The sequence below is a fragment of the Spirillospora sp. NPDC052242 genome (assembly GCF_040679555.1).
Classification (GTDB): domain Bacteria; phylum Actinomycetota; class Actinomycetes; order Streptosporangiales; family Streptosporangiaceae; genus Spirillospora.
The window spans coordinates 21,207-34,377 of sequence record NZ_JBFAUZ010000016.1 but is presented as its reverse complement, the minus strand read 5'-3'; the positions used below and the strand labels follow the sequence as shown (position 1 = coordinate 34,377).

The 13,171-nt window shown below is 73.0% G+C and carries 12 protein-coding genes; 11 read left to right on the top strand and 1 reads right to left on the bottom strand.

Annotated elements, in window-relative coordinates:
• The first annotated feature begins 60 nt into the window (after positions 1–60).
• Genes AB0L25_RS15280 through asnB form a run of 4 tightly spaced genes read left to right on the top strand, consistent with a single transcriptional unit; the run spans position 61 to position 5,488 of the window.
• Complete coding sequence (locus AB0L25_RS15280; RefSeq protein WP_500172313.1) at positions 61–1,233, top strand: acyl-CoA dehydrogenase family protein; 1,173 nt, start codon at positions 61–63, stop codon at positions 1,231–1,233.
• Positions 1,230–2,804 (top strand): amino acid adenylation domain-containing protein, encoded by a 1,575-nt coding sequence (locus tag AB0L25_RS15275; protein ID WP_500172311.1) that lies wholly within the window; start codon positions 1,230–1,232, stop codon positions 2,802–2,804. Before AB0L25_RS15280 ends, AB0L25_RS15275 begins: the two co-directional genes overlap by 4 nt.
• Positions 2,801–3,598 carry an alpha/beta hydrolase gene (locus AB0L25_RS15270; RefSeq protein WP_500172310.1) on the top strand — a complete coding sequence of 266 codons (798 nt, stop codon included), beginning with the start codon at positions 2,801–2,803 and terminating at the stop codon, positions 3,596–3,598. The genes AB0L25_RS15275 and AB0L25_RS15270 overlap by 4 nt, the downstream gene beginning before the upstream one ends.
• Positions 3,599–3,649: 51 nt before the next feature.
• The gene (gene asnB, locus AB0L25_RS15265; RefSeq protein ID WP_500172308.1) at positions 3,650–5,488 is read left to right on the top strand and encodes an asparagine synthase (glutamine-hydrolyzing); all 1,839 of its coding nucleotides are present in this window, start codon (positions 3,650–3,652) and stop codon (positions 5,486–5,488) included.
• Positions 5,489–5,532: 44 nt separating this feature from the next.
• Here the strand turns inward: asnB and AB0L25_RS15260 are convergent, their stop codons facing one another.
• On the bottom strand, positions 5,533–7,167 hold the full coding sequence (locus AB0L25_RS15260; RefSeq protein ID WP_500172306.1) for an AMP-binding protein: 1,635 nt from the start codon (positions 7,165–7,167) through the stop codon (positions 5,533–5,535).
• A 309-nt stretch (positions 7,168–7,476) separates the two neighbouring features.
• On the opposite strand from AB0L25_RS15260, the gene AB0L25_RS15255 reads away from it, so the two are divergent.
• From AB0L25_RS15255 to lysW, 7 genes are all read left to right on the top strand, one after another.
• Positions 7,477–8,517, top strand: coding sequence for a ketoacyl-ACP synthase III family protein (locus tag AB0L25_RS15255; protein ID WP_500172304.1), 1,041 nt, complete (start codon positions 7,477–7,479; stop codon positions 8,515–8,517).
• A 152-nt stretch (positions 8,518–8,669) separates the two neighbouring features.
• Positions 8,670–9,572 (top strand): sulfotransferase, encoded by a 903-nt coding sequence (locus AB0L25_RS15250; protein WP_500172302.1) that lies wholly within the window; start codon positions 8,670–8,672, stop codon positions 9,570–9,572.
• Positions 9,557–10,330: an SDR family NAD(P)-dependent oxidoreductase gene (locus AB0L25_RS15245; protein WP_500172300.1), complete on the top strand. Its 774-nt coding sequence runs from the start codon at positions 9,557–9,559 to the stop codon at positions 10,328–10,330. Before AB0L25_RS15250 ends, AB0L25_RS15245 begins: the two co-directional genes overlap by 16 nt.
• A gap of 3 nt (positions 10,331–10,333) precedes the next feature.
• Complete coding sequence (locus AB0L25_RS15240) at positions 10,334–11,173, top strand: family 3 encapsulin nanocompartment shell protein (protein ID WP_500172298.1); 840 nt, start codon at positions 10,334–10,336, stop codon at positions 11,171–11,173.
• Complete coding sequence (locus tag AB0L25_RS15235; RefSeq protein WP_500172296.1) at positions 11,173–12,024, top strand: transketolase; 852 nt, start codon at positions 11,173–11,175, stop codon at positions 12,022–12,024. Before AB0L25_RS15240 ends, AB0L25_RS15235 begins: the two co-directional genes overlap by 1 nt.
• A complete protein-coding gene (locus AB0L25_RS15230; RefSeq protein ID WP_500172294.1) occupies positions 12,021–13,025 on the top strand; it encodes a transketolase family protein in 1,005 nt (334 codons plus the stop codon). Before AB0L25_RS15235 ends, AB0L25_RS15230 begins: the two co-directional genes overlap by 4 nt.
• Positions 13,000–13,167 carry a lysine biosynthesis protein LysW gene (lysW, locus tag AB0L25_RS15225; protein WP_026401516.1) on the top strand — a complete coding sequence of 56 codons (168 nt, stop codon included), beginning with the start codon at positions 13,000–13,002 and terminating at the stop codon, positions 13,165–13,167. The genes AB0L25_RS15230 and lysW overlap by 26 nt, the downstream gene beginning before the upstream one ends.
• The last annotated feature ends 4 nt before the right edge of the window (positions 13,168–13,171 follow it).

Below are 13,171 nucleotides of genomic sequence, written 5' to 3'. Positions count from 1 at the left end.
GCACAATGGGCAACGTTCGGTGCGGCCGGCGTGACGTCCCGCTTGGGGGATTGGAGGGCCATGCGGTTCGAAAGGGACGATGGCCGGGAGGAGCTGTACCGCGATTTCCGCAGGTTCGCTGAAGAAGCGCTGAGCAGGGATGTGGCCGAACGCGACAGGGCCGGAATGTTCGGCCGCGAAGATTGGGCGCGATGCGCCGAACACGGCGTGCTCGGCCTGGTCCTGCCCCCCGAATACGGGGGAGCGGGACGCGATCTCGGCGACTACGCGAGCGCGATGGAAGGGCTCGGTCACGGCTGCCTCGACAACGGGCTGCTGATGGCGATGGGCGCCCACGTCCTGGCCGTCGAGCTGCCGGTCTGGAAGTTCGGCGACGAAGACCAGCGCCGCAGGTACCTGCCGGGACTTGCCGCCGGCCGGCTCATCGGCGCCAACGCGATGACCGAGCCGGAGAGCGGATCGGACGCGCTGTCGCTCGCGACCACGGCGGAGCGCGACGGCGACTTCTACCGGCTGACCGGGCGCAAACGCTACGTCACGAACGCTCCCCTGGCCGATGTGTTCGTCGTGTACGCGACCGTCGACACGGAACTCGGATTCACCGGAGTCACCGCCTTCCTGGTGGAGCGGGGCGACGACGGCGTGTCGGTGAAGGAACAGGCGGAGAAGATGGGCCTCCGCACCGCCCGCTGGGGGGAGGTCGAACTGGACGCCTGCCGGATTCCCGCCTCCCGGCGGCTCGGCGCCGAGCGGCAGGGCGCCGCGATATTCGCGCGGTCGATGGCCTGGGAGCGGGCCCTTCTCCTGGCGCCGTGGCTCGGCGTGATGCGGCGCGAGATCGACGCGTGCACGCGCTTCTGCCGGCGGCGCCGTCAATTCGGCAAGCACATCGGGCATTTCCAGTCGATCTCCAACCGGATCGTCGACATGCGGATCCGCTGGGAGGTCTCCCGCATGCTTCTCCACCGTGCCGCCGCGGAACTCGACGGGCCGGACGCGACCATCTTTCCCGAGGTCGGCAAGTTGTACGCGAGCGAGGCCGCAGTGGAGATCTTCACCAGCGCGATGCAGGTGTACGGGGCGCTCGGCTACACCTCCGACGGACGCGCCGAACGGAATCTCCGGGACGCCCTCGGCATGACGATCTCATCGGGCACCTCGGACATGCAGCGAGTGATCATTTCGGGGAAGCTCGGCATCACCTGGCCGGACACCGAGGGAAGCGGGGAGTGAAGGTGTTGAACGGTCTCGGCGACCCCCTGCGCCGGTGGGCCGGAAAGCGGCCGGACGCGCCCGCGGTCGAGTTCCAGGACGAGACGCTGACCTACGGCGAGCTGGACCGGCGCAGTTCCGCCCTGGCCCGCACACTGCGCGACAACGGAGTCGTCGCCGGTGACCGGGTCGGCCTGTGGCTCCACAAGTCGATCGAGTCGGTCATCGCCGTGCACGGCGTGCTGAAGGCCGGGGCGGCGTACGTGCCGGTCGACCCGAGCGCGCCGTTCAAAAGAGCGGCCCATATCCTCGCGCACTGCGAAGTCGCGTGCGTGATCGCCCAGGACGACCGGGTCGAATGGTTGCAGAATAATGCGTCCTGCCCGATCGTCTGCGCGGGGCCCGCGGCGGACGCGTCCGTCATCGGCTGGGAGCAGGCGATCGCCGCCGTTCCGCAGGAGGACGAGCACGAACCGGTCACCGCACCCGACAGCCCGGCATTCATTCTGCACACGTCGGGATCGAAAGGCGTCCCCAAGGGCGTCGTGCTCTCCCACGGCAACGCCGGGGCGTTCGTGGAATGGGCGGTCGGCGAATTCGGCCTGGGACCGGACGACCGGGTCGCCGGCCATGCGCCCTTCCATTTCGACCTGTCCGTCCTCGACCTGTTCGCGACGTGCATGGCGGGCGGCTGCGTGGTCCTGGTGCCGGAGAGCCACGCCGGGCTCGGCGGCGCCCTCAACAGGTTCGTCGCCGAGCGGCGCATCACCGTGTGGTACTCCGTCCCGGGCGCGCTCACCCGGATGCTGGCCGCGAAGAACGGCGGGCTGCTGGCCGAGTCGTCCCTGCGGGTCGTCCTGTTCGCGGGGGAGACGTTCCCGATCGCCCGGCTCCGGGAGCTGCACGCGCTCGTCCCCGGCGCGGACCTCTACAACCTCTACGGCCCGACCGAGACCAACGTCTGCGTCTACCACCGCGTCCGCGAGCCGGATGTCGCGGAACAGCGCCGGCAGCCGGTGCCCATCGGGCGGGCCTGCCCGTACGCGACGACGTTCGTGGTCGGCGCGGACGGGCGCCCGGTCGAGCACGAGCCGGGCGCGTACGGCGAACTCTGCGTCGCCGGAGATTCGGTGATGCTCGGCTACTGGCGGGACGACGGCCTCACGGCGGCGAGAACGGTGCGGCTGCCGCGGGACGGTGCGGAGCCGCTGGACGCGTACCGGACGGGCGACCTGGTGCGGGTCGACGACGAGCTGAACTACGTGTTCTGCGGACGCGAGGACGACATGGTGAAGATCCGCGGGCACCGTGTCGAGATCGGCGAGGTCGAGGCGGTCCTGGCGGCCGCGGGCAACGTCCGGGAGGCCGCGTGCGTCGCGGTCGACGACGGCTCCGGCGAACGGATCCTCGAAGCGTACGTGGTGCCGGCCGAGGAGCCGCTCGACGTCCCCGCGATACGCCGCCACTGCCTGGCCGAGATCCCGCGCTACATGGTCCCGGACCGGTTCCACGTCAGGACCGCGCTCCCCGTCACCGGCACCGGGAAGATCGACCGGAAGCGGCTGGCCGGGTCGCGGGCGGACGCGCGATGAAGGTCCTGACGGAGACCTGGTGGAGCGCGGCGATCGGCCGGGAGAAGTCGGTGAACGTCGTCCTGCCGTCGAGGTATTCGCCGGTGGGACGCGCGTTCCCGGTGCTGTATCTCCTGCACGGATTCGGCGGCAACCGCGACACCTGGCTCCAGTGCGAGGACCTCGCGACGGTCGTGGAGGCGGCCGGGCTGATCGTGGTGCTTCCCGAGTCGGGACGCTCCTGGTTCATCAACGACGCGCGGGGCAGGCGCTACGAGGACCATCTCGTGCGCGAGGTCATCGGCCGTGTCGACGGCGGATACAACACCGTGGCGACCCGGGACGGGCGGGGCGTCGGCGGGTTCTCCATGGGCGGGGCCGCGGCCCTGTACCAGGCGTTGCGGCACGGGGACCTGTTCTCGGTCGTGTGCAGCAACGCCGGGGCGTTCGAGGCCCCCTTGCGGGACGGCGACCCGTACCACCGGCTGCGGGAGGGGCGGCGGCTGGCGATCCCCACCACGAGGGACCACGAGCGCGTCTGGGGCCCGGCCGGCAGCGAGGTCCGGCGCGAGTACGACCCGTACCGCGCGCTCCGGAACCGGAACGAGAAGTACCCGATCGAGGTGCATTTCGATGTCGGCCTGGACGACTACCCCCGGATGATCGGCATGAACCGGAGGATGCGGGACGCGCTGTCGGAGCATTCCGTGCCCCATCGGTACCGGGAGCGGCCCGGCGGCCACGACTGGACGTTCGTGAACGCGGGCCTTCCCGACCTCTTCGCGTTCGCGCGCAGCCGCCTCCTTTCCGCCTGATCCGCCCGCCCGACCTGCGTGCACCACAGAGAAGACAACGGAGGAGCGCTCGTGTGCGGCATCACCGGATGGGTCGACTGGACGCTGGACCTACGGGGGCAGGGCCCCGTCATCACCGCCATGACGCGGACGCAGGCGCCCCGGGGACCGGACGCCGAGGGAACGTGGCTGTCGCACCACGCCGCGCTGGGGCACCGGCGGCTCGCCGTGATCGACATCGAGGGCGGGCGGCAGCCGATGCCGCGGAACGGGCCCGGCGGCCGGCCGGTCGTCATCACGTTCAGCGGCGAGATCTACAACTTCCGCGAGCTCCGCGCGGAGCTGCGCTCGGCGGGCTGGTCGTTCAATACGCGCTCGGACACGGAGGTGCTGCTGACCGCCTACCTGCAGTGGGGCGCGGACCTCGTCACCCGGCTCAACGGGATGTACGCGTTCGCCATCTGGGACGAGCAGGACCAGCGGCTGCTCCTGGTGCGGGACCGGCTCGGCATCAAGCCGCTTTACTACGCCCGCCTGGGCGACGGGATCATCTTCGGTTCGGAACCCAAGGCGCTGCTCGCCCATCCGGAGATGAAGGCCGAGGTAGACCTGGAGGGGCTCGCCGAGCTGCTCGCCGTCCCGCGCGCGAGGACGCCCGGACACGCCGTCTACCGCGGGATGCGGGAGCTGAAGCCGGGGTGCCTCGTCGTCGCCGACGCGTCCGGGTGCCGCGAGAGCCGGTACTGGCAGGTGGAGGCCCGCCCCCACACGAAGGACTTCCGCACGACGACGGCGGACGTCCGCGCCCTGCTCACCGACATCGTCGAGCGCCAGATCGTCGCCGACGTGCCGGTCGGGACGCTGCTGTCCGGAGGGATCGACTCCAGCGCCATCACGGCCATGGCCGCCAAGGAGTTCGCGGGGGAGCTGACCAGCTACTCGGTGAGCGTCCCGGCGCCCGCCCGGCCGGGGAGCGACCTGTGGCGGCCGAGCCCGGACGAGCCGTACGCGCATCTGGTCGCCGAGCGGCTCGGCATCAAGCACTCCGTGGTGCAGGTCGGCACCGACGGCCTCGTCGAGGACCTCGAACGCGGCCTGCGCGCGCGTGACCTGCCCGGCTGGGGCGACCTCGACATCTCGATGTACCACCTGTTCCGCGGGGTCCGGGCGAACTGCACGGTGGCGCTGTCGGGCGAGTCGGCCGACGAGATGTTCGGGGGCTACACCTGGCAGGTGGACGAGCGGTACGTCCGGCATACGTCGTTCCCCTGGATGTACGCGCGCCGCCAGCCGGAGGTCCTCCTGCGCGAGGAGGTGCGGCGCGCGATCCGGCCGGAGGTCTACGAGGCCGACCGCTACCGGGACGCGCTGGCGGAGGTGCCGCGCCTCGCGGGCGAGGACCGCGACGCGCGCAGGCGGCGGGAGGTCTTCCACCTCGGCCTCACCCGCTGGCTGGGCGCGCTGCTCGACCGCAAGGACCGGATGAGCATGGCCGTCGGGCTGGAGGTGCGGGTGCCCTTCGCCGACCACCGGCTCGCCGAGTACCTGTTCAACGTTCCCGCGGACCTGAAGACCGGCCGGGGGACCGAGGGCGGCGGGATGGAGAAGGCGCTGCTGCGCCGGGCGTGCGCGGACCTCCTGCCGGACGAGATCGTCAACAGGCCCAAGAGCGCCTATCCGGCCAGCCGGGACCCCGGATACGTCGAGACGCTGAAGGGGCTCGTCATCGACACGATCGACGACCCGAACGCGCCCCTGTTCGACCTGATGGACCGGGCCAAGGTGCGCGAGGCGGTCACCTCGGGGCTGGACGCGCTGCCCGGCCCGATCACCGCCCGGACGTCCGCCATCGGGCTGTCGTACCTGCTCGAGCTGGACCGGTGGCTCTCCCGGGTCCGGGTCGTGGCGTGACGGCGCCCGGCCGCCGCCCGCGCGACCGGGGTCCCCGGCGCCCGTCACCCCCGGGGATGCTCCGCTCGCGCGTAGCGCAGGCGCAGCTCCTCCTTGCGGATCTTGCCGGTCGCGGTCGTCGGCAGGGTCTCGAGGAGCTCCAGCCGGCGGGGCCAGTACGCCTTGGCCATGCCCTCCTCGTCCAGCATGCGCCGCACCTCGTCGAGCGTGACGGGCGAGGCCGCGGAGACCGGCGCCACCACCGCGCAGATCGTCTCGTCCTCGTGCTCGTCCCGGAGGCCGATGACCGCGACGTCGCGCACCCCGGGATGCCGGCCGATGATCGACTCCAGGTCGGTGACCGGCGCGATGTTCGCGTTGCGCAGGATCATGTCCTTGGCTCGGCCGGTGATCCGGATGCCGCCGCGGCCGTCGGGGCGGGCCAGGTCGCCGGTGTTGAACCAGCCGTCCTCGTCGAGGTCGGCCGCGTACAGCTCGTCCCGCCGGTAGTAGCCGAGGCACTGCGTCGGCCCCTTCACCCACAGCACGCCCTCGCCCCCGCTGCGGTCCGACACGGGGTCGATGCGCAGCCGCATGTCCGCGATGGGGCTGCCGTCGCTGTGCGCGGCCCAGTCCTCCGGGTCGTCCGGACGGGTGATCGTCACGGGCCCGTTCTCGGTCATCCCCCACAGCGAGTACAGCCGGAGCCCGAAGACGCTCCTGGTCTCGTCGATGAAGTACGGCGGGATCGGCGCCGACCCGCTGACCAGCCACGACAGCGCGGGCAGCGCGCGGGGCGCGGACCGCTGCTCCTTGATCAGGCTGAGCAGGTAGAAGGGCGCGCAGTAGAAGAACGTGACTCCGTGCGCGGCCATGAAGTCGAGGGCGGCGCCGGGTTCCTTGGCGTCCTGGAACGCCATGGTGGCGCCCAGCGCCAGCGGCATCAGCATGCCCTGCACGACGCCGGTGTAGTGCGTGTACAGCGCGGTGGTGTACATGACGAGCGTCTCGTCGAGCCCGAACGTCTCGGCCTCGCCGCGGACGGCGGCGTACAGCGTGTTCTGGCTGTGCAGGACCCCCTTGGGGTCGCTCGTCGTGCCCGAGGTGAACAGGACGAGGTACGGGTCGTCGGGGCCGAGTTCCCGCGCGTCGAGCAGGTGGCCGTGCCGCTCCTCCCAGGCGGTCCCGAAGAAGAACGACTCGAACTCGCCGGTGCCCTCCGGGCCGGGGCCGTCGGCGACGAACACGCGCTCCAGGGACGGCAGTTCCGCGGCGAACTCGGCGCCCAGCTCGCCCAGCCGGTCGCCGCCGTCCTCGGCCATGGTGACGAGGACGCGCGCCTCGGTGACGCGCAGCATGACGTCGAGCTCGCGCCGCCGGTAGGTCTTCATCAGCGGGCAGTACACGACCCCGGCCCGGATGCAGCCGAGCGTGAGCGCGGCGAGCTCCCACCTGTCGGTGAGCTGGGCCGCGAACACGTCCCCGGGGCGCAGCCCGAGCTCGACCAACGCGCCCGCGCACCGGTCGGCCGCCGCGGCGAGCCGCTCGTAGTCGAGCCGGTGCGTCCGTCCGTCGGACTGCCGCCGGGTGATCACCGCGGTCTTCCGCGGGGTGTCGCGCACGTGCCGCCGCAGGTCGTCGAGGAACGTCTCGTCCCGCCACCAGCCCCGGTCGCGGTGGCTCGCAGAGGTCGTGGTCATGTCTGCACTCCCGTTCTGCTCCGGCGAGCGGACGCGGCCGGCGGCGAAATCGGCCGTTGCCCGTTCGTCCTTCCGGAAACGTGTCGCGATCAGTTTCGTGCGCTTCGATAACTGCGGGCCGGACCGCACGGAATTCGATCGGCCGGAGGGGCGCGTCTCCCGGAGCGGCCGTTGTGGATCGGGTCACGATAACTCGGAAGCGTCCTGTCGCCCACCGCGACCTCCTGCAGATGCGGGAAACGGTTTCGACTGCGACGGAGATCAACATAACGTGTAACTCTTCCACCGTCACCACCCCCGGAGGTTCGAATGCGTTGCGGTGATCTATTTCTTTCCGGGCTCGCGTACCGGCTTCCGGCGGCCGTGGACGTGGACGGCGCGGTCGGCGAGGGCAGGTACGACCCGGAGGACCGGCGGGCGGACGCGTACGCCTCCGTCACCGTCGCCGAGCGGGAGGCGCCGCCCGAGATGGCCGCCGCCGCGGGACGCCTGGCGCTCCGCCGGTCCGGGACGCCGCCGTCCGGCGTGTCCCTGCTCCTGCACGCCTCGGCGTGGTTCCAGGGGATCGACTACTGGCCGGCCGCCGCGTACGTCCACCGCGAGGTCCTGGGCGACGCCGGCCGCCGGGCGCCCGCGCTGGACGTTCAGCAGATGTGCGCGGGCGCGCTGGGCGCGGTGGAACTGGCCGCCTCCTACCTCGCCGCCGACGCCTCCCGCGGCTCCGCCCTGGTCACGACCGCCGACCGCTACGCCGACCCCGGGTTCGACCGGTGGCGCGGCGACGTGCGCGGCATCGTGTACGGCGACGGCGCCGCCGCGGCGGTCATCGGCCGGACGGGGTTCGCGCGGCTGCTGGCCGTCTCCACGGTCGTGGACACCGGCCTCGAGGGCATGTACCGCGGCGGGGAGCCGTTCGCCGCGGCGCCGGGCCGCCCGGTGGACGTGCGCGCCCGCCGCGCGGCGTTCGCCGCGGGCGGCGCGGACCGCCCCGAGGGCTCCGTGGCGGACCGGACGGCGTCCGGCCTCGCCGACGCCGTCGGCGGGACGCTGGACGAGGCGGGCCTGAAGCTCGAAGACGTCGACAGGTTCGTCTTCCCCAACGTCGGCCTGCACGTGCTGCGGACGCGGTACGCCGAGCCGCTCGGAGTGGACGTGGAGCGCACCGCGTGGGACTGGGGCCGCCGCACCGGGCACATCGGGGCGGCCGACCAGCTCACCGGCCTGACGCACCTGGTGGAGACCGGACGCGCGGCGCCGGGGGACCGGGTCCTGCTGGTCGGCATCGGCGCCGGATTCGCCTGGTCGTGCGCCGCGGTCGAGATCGTCGGCCGCCCCTCCTGGACGCCCTGACGCCGCGGCCGTCCGCCGGCCCGTTTATGGCACAACGTCACAACAAGAGGAACCAATCATGCTCCTAACTTGATAATTCCACTTCGCGCAAGATCATGTTTCCATGTTCGAGATCGACGCGCACCCGTCCCCCCGAAGGGTTGTGACCGCGAGTGAAAGTGCTTTACATCACCGGTTGGTGCCGTAGTGGCAGCACGATGCTGGGCAATGTCCTGGCAGAGGTTCCAGGCATCGTTCATGTGGGCGAGTTACGATTCCTCTGGCGCAATGGGGTGCTCGGCACGGGAAGTAACCGGCAGTGCGGCTGCGGAGTGAATCACCGCGAGTGCCCCTTCTGGTCCGAAGTGCTGGAAGAGGTCCGGCCGGACGGGCGCACCCTCGAAAGGCACGCGGCCGAGGTGGTGGCCTGGCAGGACGAGTGCCGCACCCGGCACACGTGGCGGGTGCTGCGGGCCCCGCCGCGCAACGGCTGGCCGGGAACCCTCGCCGCGACCTACCGCGCCATCGCGCGGGTCTCCGGCGCGGAGGTCATCGTCGACAGCTCCAAGTACGCCTCCGACGCCGCGCTGCTGTCGAGGCTGCCGGGCGTCGAGGGCCGCTACGTCCACCTCATCCGCGATCCGCGCGCGGTCGCCTGGTCGTGGGCACGGCCCAAGGCGTACACCGGGCACCGCTCCCTGCTGAACAGCACGCTGCACTGGACCGGCTTCAACCTGGCCGCCGAGGCCGTCGGCCGCGCGCACCGGGAGGACTCGCTGCACATGCTGTACGAGGCCCTGGCCCGACGCCCGCGCCCCGCGGTGGACGCCGTCCTGGCGCTGCTCGGGCACGACGGGCCCAACCCGGTCGGCGCCGACGGGACCGTCGAACTCGGCGGCAACCACACGGTCACGGGCAACCCGAACCGCTTCGCCCGGGGCCGGACCGTCATCGAGGAGGACCGCCGGTGGCGGGCCGGGCTGCCCCGCCCGCAGCGTTCCGCGGCCACGCTCCTCTCGCTTCCGCTGCTCCACCGGTACGGCTACCCGAAGGGGACGACGTGGACCTGGGACTGAACGGAAAGGTGGCCCTGGTCGCCGGCGGCTCCGCGGGCATCGGCCTCGCGATCGCCCGCGACCTGGTCCGCGAGGGCGCCGCGGTGTCGATCGCGGGCCGCGACCCCGGCCGCCTGGCCAAGGCCCGCGACGAGATCCGCGCCGAACTGGGCGCCGAGGTCGGCACCCGCGCGCTGGACGTGCGCGACACTGCGGCGACGCGCGCCTGGGTCGACGACGTCGCCGCCGAGCACGGCGCCGTGCACATCGTGGTCGCCAACGCCGGCGGGCCGCCCGCCGGGCCGACCGGCGCGTTCGGCCCGGACGGCTACCGCGCCGCGCTCGAACTGGGCATGATCGCCCACATCGCGTTCGTCCAGGCGGCCCTGCCGCACGTGCGCCGGGCCGGCTGGGGGCGGATCCTCCTGGTCACCAGCGAGACGGTCCGCGAGATCATCCCGAAGTTCGCGCTGTCGGGCATCGTCCGGCCGGGACTGATCGGCTACGCCAAGACGCTGGTGCACGAGCTGGGCCCCGGGGACGTCACCGTGAACGTCCTCGCCCCCGGCTACACCGCGACGGACGCCCTGCTCGCCGACCTGACCGGCGACCCCGAGGCGGAGACCGCCCGCGTCGCCGCGGAGGCGGGCATCCCGCTCGGCCGGGTGGCCCGCCCCGACGAGGTCGCCGCCGTGGGAACGTTCCTGCTGAGCGCCCGCGCGAGCTTCGTCACCGGAACCGTCCAGGTCGTCGACGGCGGCCGCTCCCTGGGGATGTGATCCATGTCGGACGTGCACATGCTGCTGGACGATCCCGAACTGACGCGGCGCAGCCCGGGGGAGGAGTTCGCCCTCGCCCACGCCCGGCACGGACCGGACGCGCGGGTCGAGCTGCGCGCGTCCATCAGCGACCTGTTCCCGCCGGCGAAGCGCCGCCCCCGCCTCACCGTCCGGCACCTGCTCCGAAAGGCCGTCGTGGACGCCGACGAGGCCGTCGTCTTCACCGAGCGGGCCGAGAACACCAAACCGGACGACGCCGCCCCCGAGTGGGAGTTCGAGGTGGGCGCCGCGACGGTGCGGACGCAGGCGATCCGCGCGTCCGTCCCGGTGCCGGGGGAGATCCTCGCCGACCCGGCGGCGCTGGCCGCGTTCGTCGACTACCGGCTGCTCGTGCGGCTCGGCACGGCGGAGAACGACGTGCTGCTCAACGGGACCGGCCCGATCCGCGGCCTGCTGCGGACCCCGGGGCTGCGGCACCGCCCGTCCGAACCGGGGGACGGCGGGTCGGCCGCCCGCGCGCTGCTGGCGACGGCGGCGCTGTGCGAGTGGTACGGCGGGTCCGCCGACGGGATCGTCCTGCACCCGGACGACTGGTGGCCGCTGGTCGAGGACGGCGCGTTCCTCGAACGGCTCGCCGTGCAGGGCGTCAAGGTGAGCCGGACCCGCATGGTGCCGCCGGGGACGGCCCTCGTCGGCGACTTCACCGCCGCCGCGACGCTGCTGGACCGCCGCTCGTCGGTGATCCGGCTGGACGGGGGCGCGCTGGTCGCCGAGATCCGCGAGGGACTCGCCGTGCACCTGCCGGGCCACTTCGTGCTCGCCGCGCTGCCGGGCCGGGCCTGATGGGCGCGGCGGCGCCGGTGGACCTGGCGGCGACGGCCCACCGGGTCCGCGAGCACATCGTGGAGATGTGCGGCGGGCCGGAGGGCGGCCACCTCGGCGGATCTATGTCGCTGGTGGAGATCCTCACCGTCCTCTACTTCGAGGTCATGCGGATCGATCCGCGCCGTCCCGCCGCGGCGGACCGCGACATCCTCGTCCTCGGCAAGGGGCACGGCGCCATCTGCCTGTACGGCGTGCTGGCCGAGCGGGGCTTCTTCCCGGTCGCGGAGCTGGCGGAGTACGCCCGGCCGGGCAGCAGGCTCATGGGCCACCCGGTCCGCGCCGTCCCGGGGGTGGAGATGCCCACCGGGTCCCTCGGCCACGGGCTCGCGCTCGCCAACGGTTTCGCGCTCGCCGACCGGGGCCGCCGCTGCTTCGCCGTCCTCGGCGACGGCGAGCTGCAGGAGGGCTCGGTGTGGGAGGCGGCCATGGCCTCCGCCGCGCTCGGGCTCGGCAACCTGACGGCCGTCGTCGACCGGAACCGCCTGCAGATCACCGGCCCCACCGAGGACGCGATCGGCCTGGAGCCGCTCGCGGACCGCTGGCGGAGCTTCGGCTGGTCGGTGCGGGAGGTGGACGGCCACGACTTCGCCGCCCTGCGCGGGGCGCTCGCCCGCGACGCGTCCGGGGCGAACGGGAGCGCCGCGGGCCAGGACGGGGCTCCGGTGGCGGTCATCGCCCACACGGTGAAGGGCCGCGGGCTCCCGTCGGTCGAGGCGAAGACCCGCGGCCACTACGCGAAGCTGAGCGGCCGCCAGGCCGAGCGTTCCCTGGCCGTGCTGCGCGCCCGGCGCAGGAGGGAGGCCCCGTGACCGGCGACGGGACGGGCGCACGGCCGCGGTCCGCGCGGGAGGTGTACCGCGACCTGCTGCCCGGGCTGATGCTCGCCGACGAGCGGCTCTACTGCCTCGACAGCGACACCGGGCTGTTCGACCGGGACGCCTTCGCCGCCGTGCCCGGCCGCTACCTCAACCTCGGCATCGCCGAGCACAACCTGATGGGCACGGCCGCGGGGCTCGCCGCGAGCGGGCGGATGCCGTTCGTCACCACGATGGCGACGTTCGCCGCCACCCGCGCGCTCGAGTTCATCAAGATCGACATCGCGTACAACGCGCTGCCCGTCCGCATCGTGGCCACCCACGGCGGGCTGGCCGCGGGGCACCTGGGACCGACCCACCACGCGCTCGAAGACCTCGGCATCATGCGGATGCTGCCGGGCTTCACCGTGGTCGTCCCGGGCGACGCGCGGCAGGCGGAGGAGGCGGTCCGGCAGAGCCTGGCGCTGCCCGGTCCCGTCTACATCCGGCTCGGCCGCGCCGCCACCCCCGACCTGGACGGCGGCGGGCCCGCGGCCGTCCCGTTCGAGATCGGCCGGGCGCAGTGGCTGCGGCCGCCCGGGGACGTGGCGATCATGGCGTGCGGGCCGCACCCGGTGCTGGCCGCGCTGCGCGCCGCGGACCTGCTGGAGGCGCGCGGCGTCCGGGCGGCCGTGCTCAACCTGCACACGCCGCACCCGCTCGACGCGGACGCCGTCCTGGAGGCGGCCGCGGGCACGCGGGGCGTCGTCACGGTCGAGGAGCACTGGCGTTCCGGCGGGCTCGGCGGCGCCGTCGCCGAGACGCTGGCCGAGCACGCGCCCGTCCGGGTGGCGCGGATCGGCATGCCCGCCACGTTCGCCGAGCGGGCGGGCGACCAGGAGCACCTGCTCGACCGGTACGGCATCACGGCCGACGCGGCCGCCGCCGCGGCACTCAAGCTGTTCAGCGGAACCCATGGAGGTGGTACGGATGACCCTTGCCTGTCCCGAGTGTGAGGGCCCGGTACGGCTCGCCGAGCCCGTCCGGATGAGCGAGATCGCCCAGTGCGCGGACTGCTCCAGCGAACTCGAGGTGGTCGCCCTGGACCCGGTGACCCTCGAGCTCGCCCCCGAGATCGAGGAGGACTGGGGAGAGTGAGGCC